This window comes from Pseudomonas sp. R4-39-08 (genome assembly GCF_003852275.1).
Lineage (GTDB): Bacteria > Pseudomonadota > Gammaproteobacteria > Pseudomonadales > Pseudomonadaceae > Aquipseudomonas.
Window position 1 is genome coordinate 3108790 of record NZ_CP027733.1, and the last position, 18837, is coordinate 3127626.

Below are 18837 nucleotides of genomic sequence, written 5' to 3' on the forward strand. Positions count from 1 at the left end.
TCCGGCCTTTATTGGGGGGCGCTGCGCACCCCAGCGCAAGCAAGCTTGCTCGCCACAAATGTCTCGCGCCTACTTACTCTTTGTGTTCTACAGGATGACCCCATGACTCTGACGGGCAACATGCTGATCGGTCAGCAATTCCTTTCCGGCACGCGCGACGCGATCCGGGCCATTGACCCCGCCACCGACACGCCCCTGGAGCCCGCCTATGCCGGTGGCGACAGCCAGCATGTCGAACAGGCTTGCGCGCTGGCGTGGTCCGCTGCTGACGCTTACCGCGAAACTTCCCTGGCCGCCCGTGCCACGTTTCTCGAGACCATCGCCGACAACATCGAAGCCCTGGGCGATGCCCTGATCGACCGCGCCATCGCCGAAACCGGCCTGCCCCGTGCCCGAATCCTGGGCGAACGCGGCCGCACCTGCGGGCAGTTGCGCACCTTTGCCCGCACCGTGCGCCTGGGCGAATGGCTCGACGTGCGGGTGGACCCCGCGCAACCCGAGCGCCAGCCCCTGCCCCGCGCAGACCTGCGCCAACGCCACATTCCCCTGGGCCCAGTGGCGGTGTTTGGCGCCAGCAACTTTCCCCTGGCTTTCTCGGTGGCCGGCGGCGATACCGCGTCGGCGCTCGCTGCCGGTTGCCCGGTGATCGTCAAGGTCCACCCGGCCCACCCTGGCACCAGTGAGCTGGTGGGCCGCGCCATCGCCCAGGCGGTGCAACACTGCGACTTGCCACACGGGGTGTTTTCACTGCTCTACGACGCCGGGCATGAGGTGGGTACCGCGCTGGTGACCGACCCGCGTATCAAGGCGGTGGGCTTTACCGGTTCGCGCAGCGGCGGCATCGCCTTGTGCCGGGTCGCCCAGGCACGCCCCGAGCCGATCCCGGTGTATGCGGAAATGAGTTCGATCAACCCGGTGTACCTGTTTCCAGCCGCGCTGCAAGCCCGGGGCGCGGCGCTGGCCGAAGCGTTTGTCGCCTCACTGACCCAGGGCGCCGGCCAGTTCTGCACCAACCCAGGCCTGGTGATCGCCGTGCGGGGCGCCGCCCTGGAGCGCTTCATCCACAGCGCCAGCGACGCGCTCCAGCGCTGCCCGGCGCAGACCATGCTCACCCCCGGCATTTTCCACGCCTACGAACGCGGCGTAGCCAGTCTGACCCAGCATGCACGAACCGCCGCACAGGGCTTAGCGGCGAGCGGACCGAACCAGTGCCAGGCCCAGTTGTTCGTGACCCAGGCCGAGGCATTCCTGAGCAATCCACACTTGCAAGCCGAAGTCTTCGGCGCGGCCTCGCTGGTGGTGGAATGCCGCGATGCCGAGCAGGTGCGCCAGCTATCCGAACGCCTGGAAGGCCAACTCACCGCCACCCTGCATCTGGATGAACCTGACCTGCCACAGGCACGGGCGTTGTTGCCGGTGTTGGAGCGCAAGGCCGGTCGCCTGCTGGTCAACGGCTGGCCGACAGGCGTGGAAGTGTGCGACGCCATGGTGCATGGCGGGCCGTTTCCGGCCACCTCGGATGCGCGCAGCACCTCGGTGGGTACGGCGGCGATCCTGCGGTTCCTGCGCCCGGTGTGCTACCAGGACTTCCCGGACGCTTTGCTGCCCGCCGCACTGCAGCAGGGCAACCCGTTGCGGTTGCGCCGCTTGCTCGACGGCCAGAGAGAGGCGTAGACGATGGCCACGCCCAACTCAGCGGATATCGTCGTGGTCGGCGCCGGCATCATCGGCCTCGCCTGTGCCGTGCAATTGGCACGACAAGGACGCCAGGTGCGGGTGATCGACGCGCAGGCGCCCGGGCTGGGCGCCTCCTATGGCAATGCCGGGCACCTGGCGACCGAGCAGGTGTTTCCCATCGCCGACCTGTCAATCCTCAAGCGCCTGCCGGCCATGCTGCTGGACCCCATGGGCCCGCTGCGTCTGGACTGGACCTACCTGCCCCGCGCCCTGCCCTGGTTTATCCGCTTGCTGCTGAACCTGCGGCCGGCGCCCTACCGGCGCAGCGTGGCCGGCATTCGTGTATTGAACGAAGCCAGCCTCGGCGCGTGGCAGCGCTTGTTGCAGTCCATCGGGCAACCTCAGTTATTACGCGAAGACGGTTCGCTGCTGGTGTATGAGCGCGCCGAATCTCGCGCAGCGCTGGATGCCTTGCAGCAACGCATGATGGCGCAAGGCGTGCCGGTGGCGTTCTGGTCGGCTGAAGCGGTGCACGCGGCGGCGCCGCAGTTGAGCGAGGCGATACAGGGCGGTCTGTTTTTCCCCGGTACGGGGCATTTTCTCGACCCCTACACGGTGGTTGGCGCCCTGGTCGACGCGGCCAAGGCCCTGGGCGTGGACTTCCTGCAGCAGCGCGTGCTGGACGCCCGCGTGGACGGCAGCGGCGTGTCACTGTTCACCGACCAAGGCCCAGTCACGGCGCGCCAGGTCCTGATCGCCTGCGGCGCCCACTCGGCGGCGCTGACCGCCGCACTCACCGGCAAACGCGTGCCGCTGGACACCGAGCGCGGCTATCACCTGATGCTGCCCCACGAACACGCGCGCCTGCCCTTCGCCGTCACCTCGCTGGAGCGCAAATTCATCATGACCCCCATGCCCGGCGGCCTGCGCCTGGCCGGCACCGTCGAATTCGCCGGCCTGCAACGCCCGGCGAACATGCAGCGGGCGTGGCAGTTGCATCGCTTGGCCAACGGGCTGTTCCGCCAGCCCTTGAATGCCGACGAAGCCACGCCATGGATGGGTTTCCGGCCGTCGCTGCCCGACTCATTGCCGATCATTGATCGGGTGTGCGATGGCAAGGTGTTGCTTGCGTTCGGTCATCAGCATTTGGGGTTGACCCAGGCGGCGGTGACGGCAGAGCTGGTTGGGCGGTTGGCAGCATCTGAGGTGGAACAGCCCGACACAGCCTTTATTGCGCCCTATCGCCTCGGGCGATTTTGATACGGCAGCAACTTACGAAAAACCAGGAGAATCCCTACACAGCCCCGTTGAAGTCTCCGCTGCAGCTTAAAAACAAGGCTTAGCGGGCAGATGAGGGTCACACGCGCTCTGGCGTTGGCCCCCTAAACGGCACGTTTAAACATCAAGCAATAATTCAACCCGTGCGCTGGAAACGTTGCTGATAAAACCATAGGCGGGCCCCTCTCCACGAGAACAACGCCGTGAAAACCCCGTCCTCTAACGACTCGATCAGCGCCTGGTGCTGGGTGGGCAAACTGACGCCGCCCCTGACGTTACTGACAACCTTGCCACGCACAGCCTTACTCGACACTTTGCGTATGCGCACCAAAGGCACGTTGGTGTTGGTGGTCGCACCGGCCGGATACGGCAAGACGACACTCTTGATGCAATGGCGACAAGCGTTGCTGGCGAGCACTCCACCGGCATCCGTAGCCTGGTTGTCATTGGACGAAGCCGACGCGGACCCTAATCGTTTCCTGTCTTATCTGATCCTTACCCTGGACCGCGCCGGGTTCGATCTGGGTCACTTGCCACGCCTGGCGCACAACCAGTCACTGGATGCACAGCCCAAGCGCACGCTGACCGCCCTGCTTCACGCACTGGCCAGGGCGAACCGCCAGATCACATTGTTTGTCGATGACTATCACGCCGCTGCAAATCGTGATCTTGACCCCCTTGTGCAGGCCCTGCTCGAACAGGCCGCACCTTGGCTGGAATGGGTAGTGTCCGCGCGGATACGTCCGGATTGGCCCTTGGCACAGTGGAAGGCCCATGGCTGGGTGCATGAGGTGTCCGCCCAGGCACTGAAACTCACAATGGCCGAGACCGGCGAAATCCTGGGAGCCGAGGTTGCGCCTCGCGAACTTCAACATGTTCATGAAATAACCGAAGGGTGGCCGGTGGCTGTGCAACTGGCCCGTCTGTGGCGCGCCGAGGGTGATACATCCATGTATGGCCTGGCGGATTTTAACGGGCGCATTACCGACATGACCGACTACCTGACAGGGCAAGTGGTACAACGACTGTCGCCTGAATGTCAGGACCTCCTGCGTGACATGGCACTGCTGGAACGCTTCAATGCCGAACTGGCCAACGCTGTGCGCGGGCGCAGTGACAGCGCACGGTTATTGATGCAGATGGCCCATCTGGACGCCCTCCTCGTGCCACTGGACGCCAAGCGCCAGTGGTTTCGTCACCATCGCCTGCTGCGGGACTTTCTCAAGCAAAGCATCGATGCCGAGGCGGCGCGCACTATCCATTATGCGGCGGCGCAATGGTTCGCTGAAGAACGACACTGGGCAGCTGCAATCGCCCACGCATTGGGCGCATGCGACACGCGGCTGGCGGTCGACTTGCTGGTGCGTGCAGGGGGCTGGGAGGTGGTGCTGTACCACGGCATTCGCTACGCCCAAAGCCTGCTGCACTTGTTCGAAGAACATACCCGCAGGACAGAACCCGATCTGCTCCTGCTCCAGGCCTACTTGCACGCCAAACTCGGCGACTACGCCCTCGCTGCTCAATGGCTTGATGAAGCCCAACGTCGGATCAAGGACGCTCCGCGCCTGGCACGCGACTTTCACGTAATCCAGACACTGGCCAACGCCTACGTGGATCAATTTGAGCGCCATCCCTGCACAGACATCGTAGGCGACGGCTCGCTGGCACAGGCCACGCTCGCCTGTGTGCACGCGCTGCAAGCGTTAGTGGAGGGGCAGTTGCCGCAGGCGTTGGAGACCATCCGCGCGGCGCACCTGAAGATGCGCCTGGTCGCCAGCTTGCGCGGCGAACACTATTGCAGGGTGCATGAAGCACAGGTGCTGGCCATCGCGGGCGATGTGCGTGTGTCAGCCAGGACGGTCGATGAAACGTTGGCAATGGCCGACAGAGAGTTCGGCAGCGAAAGTTCTGTACGAGCGCTAGTGGGCTGCCTCAAGGCACAGCATCTGTACTGGCAGGGCTTATGGACCGAGGCAACGCCCTGGTTTCGCGATGGCTGGGTGTCGCTGGAGCACACGGATGGCTGGCTGGATATCGCAGCCGTCACTGCGGAAGTAGCATGGCGTATAGCGTTGAGAAACCTGGGCTTGCAACCGGCCTTGCTGGAGCTTGAGCACGCCAGTCAACTGGCGGCCTCGCGCAACTGGCAACGCCTGGCCCGGTTGGTGCGTACCTGGCGAGTCGATGCGCTGGTACAGAGTGGTTCATTGACCCAGGCGCGCCAAGAGGCGCTGGCGGCCCAATTGGAAAAGGCGGCAGCGAGCCCGGACGACTGGCGCAACCAGGAGGCCGCCACGCTGGCGTTGGCCAGGCTTAACTTCGCGACAGGCGCATCCGGCGTCGCGCTCAATGGTTTACGAGCCGGGGCCAAGGCTCTGCAGGACAAAGGCTTGCAATTGCCCGCCTGGCGCCTGCAACTACTGACCCTCGCAGGCTACGCAAAGGGCCACGCCGTCAGCCAGGATGCGGTCCTGGCGTCCATTCCAGCGTATGTGTTGCCAGGGCTGCTGCTGGAGGCCGGCCCATGCTTACTCACTGCACTGGAAGCGAGCCCCACCACCCGCGCCAACCAGCAGGCAGTTATCACACGCATAAGGGGATGGCGCGCGCACCCTATTCGCCCACGCTCCTCATTCAGCGCCAAGGAAACCCGGATTCTGATCCTGCTTGCCGAAGGGCAATCGAACAAGGCGATCGCCCAGGCCATGGCTATTTCCGAGAACACCGTGAAGTTCCATCTCAAACACGTATTCACCAAGCTCAATGTAGAAAGCCGCACAGCGGCTGTGGCTGCAGCGTTGCGCCTGGGCCTCGTTGCCGCACTTGATTGACCCACCAACCTACCCGGACGGGTAGTCGACCTGCCCTGTTCATCACGCCCTACCCGCCACCCGTGTAGCCGTCTCCCCAGCCGCGCCCCTAGTCTTTTATCAACACCAGCGAGAGGCGTTCTCCTGGCTGCAAAAACAATAAAGACAACAGGAGGTTCCCTATGGGTATGAACGGCAAAACAGTGCGTGTGGCCACCGATGTCGGTGGAACCTTTACTGACCTTGTGTATTTCGAAAGCGATTCGATCACTGGCGAACAGACAATCCGCACCGCCAAGGTCGATACCACCGCGCCGAACTTCGCCGACGGGGTGCTCAACGTGATTCGCAAAGCCAACGTCGACCTCGACACCGTGGATTTCCTGGCACACGGCACCACGGTTGTCATCAATGCCCTCACCGAGCGCCGGGGTGTCAAGACAGCCCTGATCACGACCCAGGGTTTCCGTGACGTACTGGAGATCGCCCGGGCCAATCGCCCCGACTATTTCAACCTCAAATGGGTCAAGCCGGCGCCTTTCGTGCCGCGCTATTTGCGTCGCGAGGTTGCCGGCCGCCTCGGCACCTCGGGCCGGGAACGCGAGCCGCTCGACCTCTCGCAACTGCCTGAAATCCTTGAAGCGTTTCGTGCCGACAAGGTGCAAGCCATTGCGATCTGCCTGCTGCACGCTTACGCCAACCCGGCGCATGAGCAGGCACTGTTGCGCGAAGTCCGCAGGCTTTGGCCGACCGTATCGGTCGTAGCGTCCCATCAGATCACCCGCGAATGGCGGGAATATGAGCGCTCAAGTACCACCGCGCTCTGTGCGTACATACAACCTATCGCTGCGCGTTATCTCGATGACCTCGCCGACGGATTGCGCGAGGGCGGATATAAAGCACCCTTGTACATCATGCAGTCCAACTGCGGCGTCGATAGCGTGGAGCATGCACGGGAAACGCCGATCACCATGGTCGAGTCGGGCCCTGCAAGTGGTTTTTGGGCTGCGGCCGAACTGGGAAAATTAATCGACGAGCCCAATATATTGGGCCTCGATATTGGCGGCACTACCGCTAAATGTGCGTTGATTCGCAACGGCCAGGTATCGATAAAAACCGACTACTGGATCGAGCGCAATCGAATCAATGCGGGCTATCCCATCATGGTGCCAGTGGTCGACCTGGTCGAGATCGGCAACGGTGGCGGTTCAATTGCCTGGGTCGACGATTTCGACAAGCTGCACGTCGGCCCCCTGTCTGCAGGCGCCGTACCGGGCCCGGCCGCTTATGGCAACGGTGGCACCATGATCACCACCACCGACGCCAACCTGGTGCTCGGGCGCATCAACCCGGATTACTTTTGTGGCGGCAGCATAGTTGCCGACCTGCCGGCTGTAACCCGCGGCCTGAATGACCTTGGGCAACGCTTGCAACTGCCGACCGCTGAAGTGGCCCGGGGCATCGTGCGCCTGGCCAACGATAATATGGTCAACGCCTTGAAGCTCGTGTCCTTGAGCCGTGGACATGACCCACGAGAATTGACGCTGATGGCGTTCGGCGGCGGCGGTGCCATGCACGCTGTCGCGCTTGCGCAAGAACTGGGCGTGGAGAAAGTGATCGTTCCACGCAGCGCGTCGGTCTTCTCCGCCTGGGGCATGACGCTCTCGGACCTGCGGCGGGACCTGTTTATCAACCGCTTCGTGGATACCACACAAGACGGCAGTCTTGCGCAGACACAGCAGTTCCTCGATGAGCTGACAGGCCGCGCCCGCGAGCAGTTCGTCACTGAAGCGATCCATCCGCAACAGGTCGAACTCCAGGTTCTGTGCAAGCTGCGCTATCAGAACCAGGAACATTCCGTCGAGGTCCCCCTCAACTCGCTTGAGTCCCTGCACATCGATTGGGCGGCGATCGAGCAACGCTTCCATGACCTTTACGAACAGCACTACACCTATCGTCTGCAGGCACCTTTGGAAATCATCGGTTTTCACATCGTCGCCGTTGGCCAGATTGACAAGTTGACGCCCCATGCACTGCCGATTACCGGCCGCCGGGTCAGCGAAGCCTGCAAAGGCCAGCGCCTGGTGGATTACGCCCAGGAAGGCATTCATGAGGCCAGCCTTTACGACTACAGCCTGCTCGAACCCCTGATGACATTTTTCGGGCCGGCCATCGTCGAGGACGCGGGCACCACCGTAGTGGTTCACCCCGGCAACCGCGTGCACGTAGACCGCCTCGGCAACCTGCACATCATGATCAACGGCTAAGGGAGCACTGCCATGAGTAGTCTCGATATTTTCACTCGCGACATCATTCAAAACTCACTCCAGGCGATCGCGGACGAAATGTTCACCGTCATGCGCAAAGCCGCAATGAGCCCGGTGATCTACGAAGTGTTGGACATGGGCACCGGGATTACCGACGCCCAGGGCGAAATCGCCAGCTCCGGCGCGGGTATCCCGGCGTTTGTCGGTGTGCTGGACAAAGCAGTCAAGAAAATCCTGCTGCATCACCCTTTGCCTCAAGACATCGAAGATGGTGACGTTTTCATCAGCAACGACCCACATGACGGCGCGGTCACCCACCTCAATGATGTGGTGCTGGCGATGCCTGTGTTCGCAGACGGTCAACTGGTCGCCTGGACCGCCAACATCGCGCACTGGAATGATGTCGGCGGCCGAGTCCCCGGATCACTGTCCACGGATGCCACGGATATTTTCCAGGAGGGCTTGCGCCTGGCATCGGTCAAATTGATCAGCCGAGGGCAACCGATTCGCTCGGTGTTGCAGATCCTGCACGCCAACACGCGAATGCCGGACTTCATGGAAGGCGACCTATGGGCGGGAGTGGCTGCGGTGCGCGGCGGGGCCACGCGATTGCGGGAGTTGGTGAACAAGTACGGCAGCGCGCTGTTTCTACTGGCCATGCAAGACTTCATGGACCTTGGCGAAAAAGTTTCGCTCAGAGCCCTTGCCGCGTTGCCCGCCGGGCAATTGAACCTGGAAGAACTGCAAGACGACGGCAGTCTGTTCAAGGTGCGTATCGATATACGCAACACCGAATTGGTGATTGACCTTCGGGATAATCCCGACCAATGCCTGGGCCCGACCAACCTCAGCCGTGACGGTACTGTGGTCGCGGCACAGATGGCCTTCAAGGCGTTGACCGCCCCGCAAGGCATCACCAATGGCGGCACGTTTCGCCCGCTCCGGGTATTGACCCGCCCCGGGTCGCTGTTCGACGCATTGCCGCCTGCCGCTGAAGGCTTCTATTTCGAAAACCTGATTCGCGTGCATGACTTGATCCTGTGTTGCCTGGCGCAACACTTCCCCGACCGGCTGCCCGCCGGAAACTTTGCCTCGGTGTGCGCCACGATCATTGGCGGCGTGCACCCGGACTCCGGCCGCACGTTCACCCTTGTCGAACCGGAAATCGGCGGGTGGGGCGCCGAACCAGGGCGCGACGGCAATAACGCTGTTTACTCCGGATTACATGGCGAAACTTACAACTGCCCAGTTGAAGTCTGTGAGGCCCGCTACGGGCTGTATGTCGAACGTATGACACTCAATGATGAACCCGGCGGGCATGGGCAGTTTCGCGGCGGGCGCGGTGTGTGCATTGACTACCGCATTCGTGCCGACGGCAGCTTCCTGACTTGCGGCTATACGCGCTCGGTCATTCCGCCCTGGGGCCTGGAACAGGGGGCCGAAGGCACGCCCAATTACGTCGAAGTCGTCCGTACCAACGGCGACAGCGAACGCTATTGCATGGCCAGTGGTATCGCCCTGAGCGCCGGGGACCTGGTCAGAGTGCGCACTGGAGCCGGTGGTGGATACGGCCCTGCCAGCCAACGTGATCCGGACGCCGTACGCGACGACCTTAAAAACGGCTATGTCGACGCCGCCACGGCGCGGCAGGTGTACGGCCTGGTGACTTGATCCCTGGGAGAGACTGACCTCCCGCACAGACCTCAAGAACAACAACAAAAAAGAGAGCAGCACTATGAAACCGCAATACTCATCGCGTTTATGGGTAGGGCCTACCCTTGCCTTGGTTTTAGCAATCAGCCCAGCAGCTCGGGGCGATCAGTTCATTGGATTTGCTCAACCAGGCTTACCCGGGACGTGGGCCCTGGAATCGTTTCCAGTGTTCAACCGCACCGCAAAAGGCGACGTTCGCGCCGGCAGCAATACCGTTCTGGCGTACTTTTCGGAAACCGGCGTTACGGGAACGCAGCGTGACCAATTGCAATTCTGGGTGGGCGCCGATACGGGCTATACCAGCACCAATGGCACCCGCAACGATGATCCATGGAGCGTCGCATCACCGAACCTGGGCCTGGCTTATTACTACAACGTGCTTGAGCCCACCAGCGCTTATGGTTCGGATGACTACACCACCTTCTGGGTCAATCCGACGCTCTCCCTTGAGTTTCCCAACGGCAATGATCAAGGAACGGGTTATGGCGCTTTTGCCAACCGTTACGGCGCCAGCTTCAGCCTACCCTTCTACGTTCGCATGGGCCGCTTTGCCGCCACGGTCACCCCCGCCGGCATCCACTACGCGGCACGCAATCGACACGCCACCGACCTAGGCGACGGCAACCCGAGCCAACTGCGCGGTGGCGTCAGTTACTGGCTGGCCAATATCGCCGCCGGGTATGCGGTGACGGACGACCTCTGGCTCGGGGTGCATCACGCCTACCACATCAACAACCGCTCGGCATCGGACTTCAAGGAGTCCCGGCAAGGCAAGATCGGTCCGGCGATGACCTACACAGGTTTCAGCAAACAGAAGTTCTACCTGTCCGCCAACCTGAATTTTGACTACTACCACAGCGATAACCTGCCCTATTCCAATAGTTTGACCATGGCTCTGGTGAAGTTTTTCTAGTGCCATCAGCCCACCGAGAGAGGAATACCCTATGGACAATTCAAGTTCGAACAACCCCGCGCAAGACGTACCCGTGACCGTACGCTGGCTCAACCCGATTGGCTGCTCGACGTTCGACACACCCATTGCGCAACTGCTGCATAGCATCAAACAACCCTCCACGCGGATCGAGGTGGTGTCGTTTGACATGAATCCCAGCCCGACACACCTGGAATATCGTGCCTATGAGGCACTCACCTATGAGCGCATCGTGCGCATTGCCCGTGACTGCGAGCCGTCGGGCGTGGATGCGCTGGTACTGGGCTGCTTCTACGATCCGGCACTGGAAGATGCCCGTGAAATATCAGGTGAAACCCTGGTAGTCGGGCCGTGCCAGGCGAGCCTGCAAGTCATGGAGCATCTGGCCAATCGGTTTTCGGTGATTGTCGGCCGGACCAAATGGATCGAACAGATGCGTACGCGAGTGAGCGGCTACGGCGCAGGCAATCGACTGGCGTCAATGCGATCGTTGGACATGGGTGTGGATGAATTCCAGCGTGACCCTGCCCTGACGCGACGCAAGATTATCGAGCAAGCCCATCGCGCGGTACAGGAAGACGGCGCCGAGGCCGTCATCCTCGGTTGCACCATCGAGTTCGGTTTTTTCGAGCAGGTACAACGGGAAGTGGGCGTACCGGTGATAGACCCCGTCGTCGCTGCCTTCAAGGTCGCGGAATCCATGGCAGGAATGAAGCGCCGGTTTGGATGGCGGCCCAGTCGGGTGGGCAGTTGTGAACCGCCGCCTGAAGCCGAAATCGCACGGTTCGGACTCTTTCAGGGCCCTGCCCCCATCGGCAACCGCGTTGAAGCCTGACACTAAAGAGGATCGTCACCATGAGTGAGATACCGTCGACGCTCGCCCCCAACGTGGGTGATGTGTTCAAAGACGTCCCCCTGACACGCACGCATCTGCGATGCTGCCTTGTCCTGTTCCTGGTATTTGCGATCGAAGCCTGGGAGATGATGATCATCGTCTACACCGCGCCGCTGATTGCAGAAGAGTTTTCCCTGGATGCGCTTGCCGTAGGCAACCTGATCGGCGCGATGTTCATCGGCATGCTGCTCGGCGCGCTGGCGTGGGGCAGGCTCGCTGAACGCATTGGCCGTAAACGCGCAATTATCTGGAGCCTGGCCTCGTATGGGGTGGTTTCGCTGGCCAGCGCATTTTCGCCAGACTACACGACGCTATACGCCTTGCGCCTGCTGTCGGGCGTTGCAGCGGTGGGGATGATGGTGGTGACCTTTGCGCATTTCCAGGAGCTGTTGCCGATACGCCACCGAGGTGCACTGACCGTGTATCTCGCGTCCGGCTGGCCCATCGGCATGCTGCTGGCCCTCGGCGCGACGGTCTGGTTGCTGCCCCAAGGATGGCGAGCGATCATCATCTTGAGCTCGCTCGGTGGGCTCTGGGCCATCGCGGTCGAGCGCTGGGTTCCGGAGTCGCCTTACTGGCTGGCCTCGGTGGGTCGACAACAGGATGCCCGGGCATCGATCAATGCCTTGAGCCGGGGCGCAGTGAAGCTCGATGATGAATGTGTATTGCAGGTTGACCGCAGTACCTCGGGCCTGCACCGGGAATTGTTCAAGGGCGGCTTGCTCGGCATCAGCCTGCTGCAGATCACCGTCAACTTCACCTTCTCCTGGGGCTACTGGGGCTTACAGACGTGGCTCCCGACGTTGCTGCAACAACGTGGCCTCAACCTGCCGCAAAGCTACGGTTTCATTGCGCTGTCGGCGCTCTGCATGATCCCCGGCTACATGACCGCGTCGTACCTGACAGGACGTTTCGGGCGCAAGAAAATCATCGTGGGTTTTATCAGCGCCTCCGTGCTGGCCGGCTACGGTTTTGCCAATTCCACCAGCCTGGAAATGCTCTACCTGAGCAACTTCGCCTTGGCATTCTTCAGCCTGGGGGCATGGGGCGTATGGGGCGCGTGGATCGGTGAGCTGTACCCGACAGCGTTGCGCACAGTGGGCTATGGCTGGGCGATTTTCGCGCAACGTATGGCGAACGTACTGGCGCCCTCGCTGATTGGTGCGCTGATCGCATACGGTTCGTCGTTCAACCAAACGACGACGATCATCAACGCGTTCCTGGTGGTCACGGTGGTTCTCACCGCGTTCATGCCCGAAACCGAGGGCAAGGCATTACGTTGAAGTCACCTGTTCAGCGCAGAATCCGACGCGTCGCAGGACTCTGCGCTGACTGTGCCCCACTTCAAAACCAGGCTGAATGACAGCCGCCACACCCAACAATCCTTCTCCCCTTGGAAATGGAGTTCCCATGGACAATCAACACCCCCCAACCCGCCTGGTAGTGCCCATGCAGCGCGGGGCTTATCAAAACAACGGCGCTTCACCCTGGTTCTGCACCCTGAAACTTGGCACCCCGGCTCAACCGCTCAGGTTCGCGATTGACACGGGTACGAATATGAATTGGATTACCTCGACACTGTGCCCTGCCGACCAGTGCGTGCACTTTTCCGGTGGCCGTTTCGATTTCGCGGCGTCCAGCACCTTCGCCTTTACCGATTGCCTGCGACGCCCCTACAGCTTCGGACCTTGGGGCACGATGCAGGTCGAGGCCGCCTGCGACGTATTGGACGTTCCCGGCGACGACCTCGTGGATATCCAGTTGTTCTTAACAGCCGCTTACGAGGGAGAGCAATTCAAACAGCTGGACTGGGACGGCGGCCTGGGCCTGCCGTGCAGCAGTGCCTACCTGGAAAACCGCAGTTCGTTTGTGCTTCAGTCATTAATGCGTGAGGGTCAACTGGCCCCTACCTGTCCCTACGTGACGTTTGATTGGAATAGCCGGTCGCGCAACGGCACTTGCCAAATGGGCGCTGTCGATCCGTCAAAAACCCAAGGGCCCCATCTGTTTTTACCTTGGTCCGTCTATAACAAGTTGCCCGGAGTGGAATACATCTGGTCAACAGCGCTGGAATCCTATTCGGTCGGCTCGCACTTATTGGCGAGGGACATTCAATTCGCACTCGATTCCGGCTCTTCACAATTCAAGGGCGACGATTCACTTATGCGTCAAACATTGGCGCTTATTGCACAGGGGGAGCACCCAGATATCGTGCTCGGGTTCACCGATGGAGAAATAACCTTAGGCGCAGACCTTTATGACTGCCTGATCGAGGAAGGCCCGCAAAAAGGCCAAAGGCTGCCTCAGTTCGCACCGTTGGGCATGACTGACCTGGTGTTGGTCGGGTCGCTGGTGATGGAGCACTGCTACACCGTGTATGAGTATCAGGTGGTCAAATGTGATCGCGAGGTCTATTCGTTGGCGCCCGTAGGCGTTTGGTTGTTCAATCGGCCCGACGGCCCGCAAATCATTACGCGATCCTCTTCGAAACGCTTCGTACCTGGAGCGCGAGCGGTACTCAACCATAAAGTCACCCTCCCAGGCACTATGGCTAAAACGACTTCGGTGGCGGGCATCTGGAAAAACGACTATGGATCAGTCATGAGCCTGGCGGTATCGGGACACAACATCCACGGGTCGTATCGTTCCTCGACCGGTTCGACGGGCGAGTACCGGATCACCGGATATTCAGCGGGGCCAGGCGCAACCCGTACCAAGAGTCAGCCAGTCGCATTAGCCATTGAATGGCACGATCTAGGTAATGAAAAGCCCGATCCCAGCTGGAACTGGACCTCGGGACTCAGTGGCCAATTGAGCGTCTCGCCCGAGGGTGATGTGCTGACCCTTTCCCACCTGTTGGTTGCCAGTGGCGATTTCCCTGAGTTTGCGAGCTGTGGTACCTATGTCGACAAGCTGATTTATCATCGCGCTGAACCGTCACTGCGTCATGCGCCGGTTGCCCCCTCAGAATGGCTGCCGGTTGAAAACGCCCTGGCAGGCAGATGGAACGCCGCTGATGGCACATCGTTGGTACTGAGTGTGCGCAGTGATAGCCAGCAGCGCTTTGGAAGCGTTCACGGCCATTTCACCAGCGTCCACTCAAGCATAGCCACTGAAATTTCCGGCTTTACCGACATCCATGCGCTGGCCAGCAAACTTACCTTGCAGTCAGTCAGCATCACCGTCGCCACTACGCAAGACTCAACAGTTTCCAGCCTGAGCGGGATTCTGGATTTAAAGAGCGACACGTTGCATCTGCAGGTTTTGGCCAGTTCATCAATCGCTCCCGACCATGCGTACCTGGCCACCAAACTCTCAGCCATGCAGTTCACTCGCGCTACTTGACTAACCTTTTTTCTTTCGATGGCCTGTAGCCGAAATACGCGCTGTAACACTTGCTGAAATGACTCGGCGACACGAACCCGCACGCCACCAGCACATCGACTTGCGACAGCTCGGTGTGTTGCAACAGGCGCCGCGCTTCGGTGACGCGCAATTCCATGTAATAGCGTTGCGGCGTGGTGCCCAGTTGTTCCTTGAACAGGCGCTCCAGCTGGCGGCGCGAGCGGCCGGCGTAGACGGCGAGCTGGTCGAGTTCCAGGGGTTCTTCGAGGTTGGCGTCCATCAACTTGACCACTTCGCGCAGCGGTGCGCTGACGCAGACGTTTTCGGTCGGCTTGATACGCCGGTAGCGCGACTCCTCGAAGGCGAGGATGTCTTCGATGCCTTCGACCAGCGCCTTGCCGTGCAGGCTCTTGATCCAGTCCAGGGCCATATGGAAAGCGCCCGACGGGCTGGAAGCGGTCAGGCGGTCGCGGTCGATCACATAGGGCTCGCTGGTCACCTGCGCCGCCTTGGACACCTCCGCCAGTGCAGGGCGATGCTCCGGGTGGATGGCGCAGCGGTAGCCCTGCAACAACCCGGCGCGGCCGAGGAACCACGAGCCATTCCACAAACCGGCAAGCCCGATACCGTGTTCGGCGGCGGCGCGCAGGATCTGAATGAAGTCTTCACTGGCCTTGAGTTCGGTGCGAAATCCACCACAGATCACCAGCAGGTCCAACTCCGCCAGCACGGCCAGTTCCAGGCGCGCATCGGGGCGGATGACCAGCCCAAGGTCGCTGATGACTTCACGCTCGTCCCAACCGAACGTGCGCGTCGCAAACAGCTCGGGGCGCAGCAGGTTGGCGGTGACCAGGGTGTCGAGGGTTTGGGTGAAGGCAGGCAGGGAGAAGTGTTCGAGCAACAAAAAGCCGATGCGGGTGACCGCAGCCGGCTGCCGGGGGTTGTCATTGAGGTAGCGCAGGTTCTTGCCCTTCATGCCACCGCTGAACTGGCGTCTTTCCATCGAGGGTTGGCCCACTCTTCTTGTTGATGCAATGGGCGCTATCTTAGGGGCAAATGGGGTACCTGTCTCAATCCATGCCGCTGATCTTTAAAAACCGTGGGGCTTTTTAACCCCCCCGGTTCAGCCGCTGCGGCGCAATCTGATACGGTTTTTTGCGCGCTATCTGCGTCTGTATCAAAAACCGCCCGAAGCGGACAATGGCGCCACCCGACATTCCTGTCGTCCCCCCTTCCCTTCGGAGGCCTTATGACCAAGATGGCTATTTTCCTGTTCGGTTTTCTGGTGCTGACCATCGGCATCGGCTTGCTGGCGACCATCTCGCCGGTCTAGTGAACTGTCACCCGACAACGAGCATCGGATACAACGACAGCACCAACAGACCCGCCATCGTCCAGTTGAACATCTTCAACCAGCGCGGTTCGCGCAATACGCTGCGCAAGCCGCTGCCGCAGCCGACCCACACGCACACACTGGGCAAGTTGACCACGGCAAACACCAGCGCGATCACCAGCACATTGGTCACATACCCCTCGGCCGGCGTGTAGGTCGTGATCGCGCCCAGCGCCATGATCCACGCCTTGGGGTTGACCCACTGGAAGGCCGCCGCGCCGAGAAAAGTCATCGGCTTGCCCTGTTCGTCGGTGCTGTCCGCCATGCCGCCAGCGTTGGCGATCTTCCAGGCCAGGTACAGCAGATAAGCAGCACCGACATAGCGCAACAGCGTGTACGCCCAGGGGAACAGCTTGAACACTTCGCCCAGGCCCAACCCCACGCAAATCACCAGCACCATGAAGCCAATACTGATACCCAGTGCATGAGGCATCGAACGCCGAAAGCCGAAATTCACGCCAGAGGCCAGCAACATGGTGTTGTTGGGGCCCGGCGTGATCGAAGAGACGAAGGCGAACAGCACAAAGGCTGACAGAAGGCTGGTGGACATGAACATGGCGCGGCATCCAAGCGGGTTGTGTCCTGCGACAGTAGAGGGTTACGCAGTTTATCGCCCCATACAGCTGGTGTTGGATCGAGGAATACACTTTGATGACGTGGGTTTCACAAAGCTTTCACAGACGCAGGCCTAAGGTTAACCCAGCTCCTACATGAACACCCTTTTAGCCCGCTCCCCCATCGCGGGCTTTTCTTTGCCTACGAATAACGCGGTGGACACGGTGATAGAGAATCTGGACGGCCCCAGGACCGCGCAGCAGGAATTGTTCTACGACCTTGAAGATGCCAGCGCTGTCATCGGCTGGTCGGTGGTTGAGCTGACGGCCCTGGCAGCCGCCGACAACGCTTGTGATCAGGCGCCGCTGTTGCTGAAGGTATGCGCGCTGTTAGCCGTCCAGCAGCAACGTATTGAAGCCTACGCGCAGGAAGTCAAAGCGCAGCGGATCAGCAGAGCCGAAGCGGCTGGTTGAGGCCAGCCGCCAAGCCGGGTTCAGAAACTCAAATCAACCACTAGTTGTCCGGATGTTCACTCGCCACCGAATCGGCCGCATCCACATCGGACATATCCTCCTCCAGAGGCGCCTCGTCGTCCGGCGGCAACGGAATGCCATCTTCGTCGCGCTTGGGATCGTGCCCGGTTTCGTTGTCCGTGCTGCGGGTCACTGCCTGCTGGGAAAGGTTTCCTGGGGCATTTTCATTGATGTGCATGCTGGCTCTCCGTTCAAACGCTCGGGATATCCGCGCTTGATATTCAGAGACGGCATGGCAGGCAGAGTGCCGGCTGTTAGACGAATGGTGGTCGGCTCAGCGTTTCCGGAGTCGGCGCAAACACGTCCTTAGTTGCATGCGACCTGCCTGAGCTGCCGGTAGGCAACCACCAGCTGCTCCAGGCTGAACGCCAGGTTTCGCCCACTGGGATGGGCAAGACCCACACGGCGGCATTGCCGAACGTCCTGCTCTGCAGCCCCCACTCCACGTGGCGCTGCCCGGATAACGCCGCATACGCCGCCTTGCCGAGAAACGCCACATAGCGCGGTGCATAACGAGCGATCTTCTGTTCGAAAGCCACGGCCGCTGCGATGAACTCCTGCCTGGACAATTGATCGGCCCGTGCCGTTGGCCGTTCGACCACGGCGGTCAGTCCGCACTGGTACTGAAGCAGGGTGCGATCACTTTGCGCAGGCACTTGCCCAGGCGTAAACCCGGCCAGATGCAGCGTGCGCCAGAAACGATTGCCTCGGCCCGCAAAGTGATGCCCTTGAGCGGCAGCGGTCATGCCGGGGTTGATTCCGCAAAACACCACCGCCAACTGCTCGGCCAGTATGTCTTCTAGGCCTTCATTCACCGCAGATCACGCTTACCGCCTTGCGTACCAACTCGGTCAGCTCATTGCGGGGTTTACCCGCCCGTGCACGGATAGAGATGCTGTGCAGCAACGATGACGCCAGTACCGCCAGCGCTGCGGCGTCAACATCGCCTCTCAACTCTCCGGACTCAATGGCCGCTCGCAGGCGCACTTCCAGGTCGGCATCGAGGCGGCCGAGGCGGTCCGACAGCACCGCGCGAATTTCCGGGTCCTCGACCGCTTCAGTGGTCGCCGTGCCAATCGCGAAGCAGCCACGCGGCTGACCTTCGCCCGAAAAGTAGATCGACAACTGCCCCTCATAGAAACGCAGCAACGCCTCACGCAATGTCAGGCTGCTATCCGTCAGCGCCGCCTGCATCTCGGCGCAGGCAACGTCCCAATATTGCTCCAGCGCCCTGATGTACAGCGAATGCTTGCCACCGAAGGCCGCGTAAAGGCTCGGGCGATTCATGCCTGCCGCTGTGGCGATGCTGTCCAGGGACGCGCCGGAGTAGCCGGTACTCCAGAACACATCGAGCGCTTGTTGCAGCGCTGTCTGCGGGTCATATGCACGGGGTCGGCCGCGGCCTTTACCCTCTGTCGGTTTATTTTGTGCCATACCGTA

The 18837-nt window shown here is 61.1% G+C and carries 14 protein-coding genes and 1 pseudogene; 10 read left to right on the forward strand and 5 right to left on the reverse strand.

From position 1 onward, the window contains the following. The first annotated feature begins 102 nt into the window (after positions 1–102). The 9 genes from C4J88_RS14200 to C4J88_RS14240 all read left to right on the forward strand — a co-directional run bounded on the left by C4J88_RS14200 (position 103) and on the right by C4J88_RS14240 (position 14916). A complete protein-coding gene (locus C4J88_RS14200; RefSeq protein ID WP_124407293.1) occupies positions 103–1674 on the forward strand; it encodes an aldehyde dehydrogenase (NADP(+)) in 1572 nt (523 codons plus the stop codon). A gap of 3 nt (positions 1675–1677) precedes the next feature. Next, a complete protein-coding gene (locus tag C4J88_RS14205) occupies positions 1678–2937 on the forward strand; it encodes an FAD-binding oxidoreductase (RefSeq protein WP_124407294.1) in 1260 nt (419 codons plus the stop codon). 221 nt (positions 2938–3158) lie between these two features. Continuing rightward, on the forward strand, positions 3159–5786 hold the full coding sequence (locus C4J88_RS14210) for a LuxR C-terminal-related transcriptional regulator (protein WP_256659024.1): 2628 nt from the start codon (positions 3159–3161) through the stop codon (positions 5784–5786). Between the two features lie 167 nt (positions 5787–5953). Further along, positions 5954–8032 carry a hydantoinase/oxoprolinase family protein gene (locus C4J88_RS14215; protein WP_256659025.1) on the forward strand — a complete coding sequence of 693 codons (2079 nt, stop codon included), beginning with the start codon at positions 5954–5956 and terminating at the stop codon, positions 8030–8032. Between the two features lie 12 nt (positions 8033–8044). Then, the gene (locus C4J88_RS14220; RefSeq protein WP_124407296.1) at positions 8045–9703 is read left to right on the forward strand and encodes a hydantoinase B/oxoprolinase family protein; all 1659 of its coding nucleotides are present in this window, start codon (positions 8045–8047) and stop codon (positions 9701–9703) included. Positions 9704–9911: 208 nt separating this feature from the next. Next, positions 9912–10658, forward strand: a complete 747-nt coding sequence (locus C4J88_RS14225) for a hypothetical protein (RefSeq protein ID WP_256659026.1) — start codon at positions 9912–9914, stop codon at positions 10656–10658. A gap of 31 nt (positions 10659–10689) precedes the next feature. Continuing rightward, complete coding sequence (locus tag C4J88_RS14230) at positions 10690–11511, forward strand: aspartate/glutamate racemase family protein (protein WP_124367175.1); 822 nt, start codon at positions 10690–10692, stop codon at positions 11509–11511. Between the two features lie 20 nt (positions 11512–11531). Beyond that, positions 11532–12854, forward strand: a complete 1323-nt coding sequence (locus C4J88_RS14235; protein WP_124407298.1) for an MFS transporter — start codon at positions 11532–11534, stop codon at positions 12852–12854. 127 nt (positions 12855–12981) lie between these two features. After that, positions 12982–14916, forward strand: coding sequence for an avidin/streptavidin family protein (locus C4J88_RS14240; RefSeq protein ID WP_124407299.1), 1935 nt, complete (start codon positions 12982–12984; stop codon positions 14914–14916). Here the strand turns inward: C4J88_RS14240 and C4J88_RS14245 are convergent. Both C4J88_RS14245 and C4J88_RS14255 read right to left on the reverse strand, forming a co-directional pair. After that, positions 14909–15892 carry a GlxA family transcriptional regulator gene (locus tag C4J88_RS14245; RefSeq protein WP_124368974.1) on the reverse strand — a complete coding sequence of 328 codons (984 nt, stop codon included), beginning with the start codon at positions 15890–15892 and terminating at the stop codon, positions 14909–14911. The two genes, C4J88_RS14240 and C4J88_RS14245, sit on opposite strands and share 8 nt — an antisense overlap. Positions 15893–16256: 364 nt before the next feature. Then, positions 16257–16865: a LysE family translocator gene (locus C4J88_RS14255; protein ID WP_124407301.1), complete on the reverse strand. Its 609-nt coding sequence runs from the start codon at positions 16863–16865 to the stop codon at positions 16257–16259. Between the two features lie 154 nt (positions 16866–17019). Between C4J88_RS14255 and C4J88_RS14260 the strand changes: the two genes are divergently transcribed. After that, positions 17020–17337 (forward strand): hypothetical protein, encoded by a 318-nt coding sequence (locus tag C4J88_RS14260; protein ID WP_372237989.1) that lies wholly within the window; start codon positions 17020–17022, stop codon positions 17335–17337. Between the two features lie 40 nt (positions 17338–17377). Here the strand turns inward: C4J88_RS14260 and C4J88_RS14265 are convergent, their stop codons facing one another. The 3 genes and pseudogenes from C4J88_RS14265 to C4J88_RS14275 form a co-directional block, all read right to left on the reverse strand. Then, complete coding sequence (locus tag C4J88_RS14265) at positions 17378–17575, reverse strand: hypothetical protein (protein WP_124363016.1); 198 nt, start codon at positions 17573–17575, stop codon at positions 17378–17380. 128 nt (positions 17576–17703) lie between these two features. Then, positions 17704–18212: pseudogene (gene mug / locus C4J88_RS14270) on the reverse strand (G/U mismatch-specific DNA glycosylase). Next, positions 18205–18831 carry a TetR/AcrR family transcriptional regulator gene (locus C4J88_RS14275; protein ID WP_124407302.1) on the reverse strand — a complete coding sequence of 209 codons (627 nt, stop codon included), beginning with the start codon at positions 18829–18831 and terminating at the stop codon, positions 18205–18207. The pseudogene mug and the gene C4J88_RS14275 overlap by 8 nt, the downstream one beginning before the upstream one ends. Positions 18832–18837: the final 6 nt, after the last annotated feature.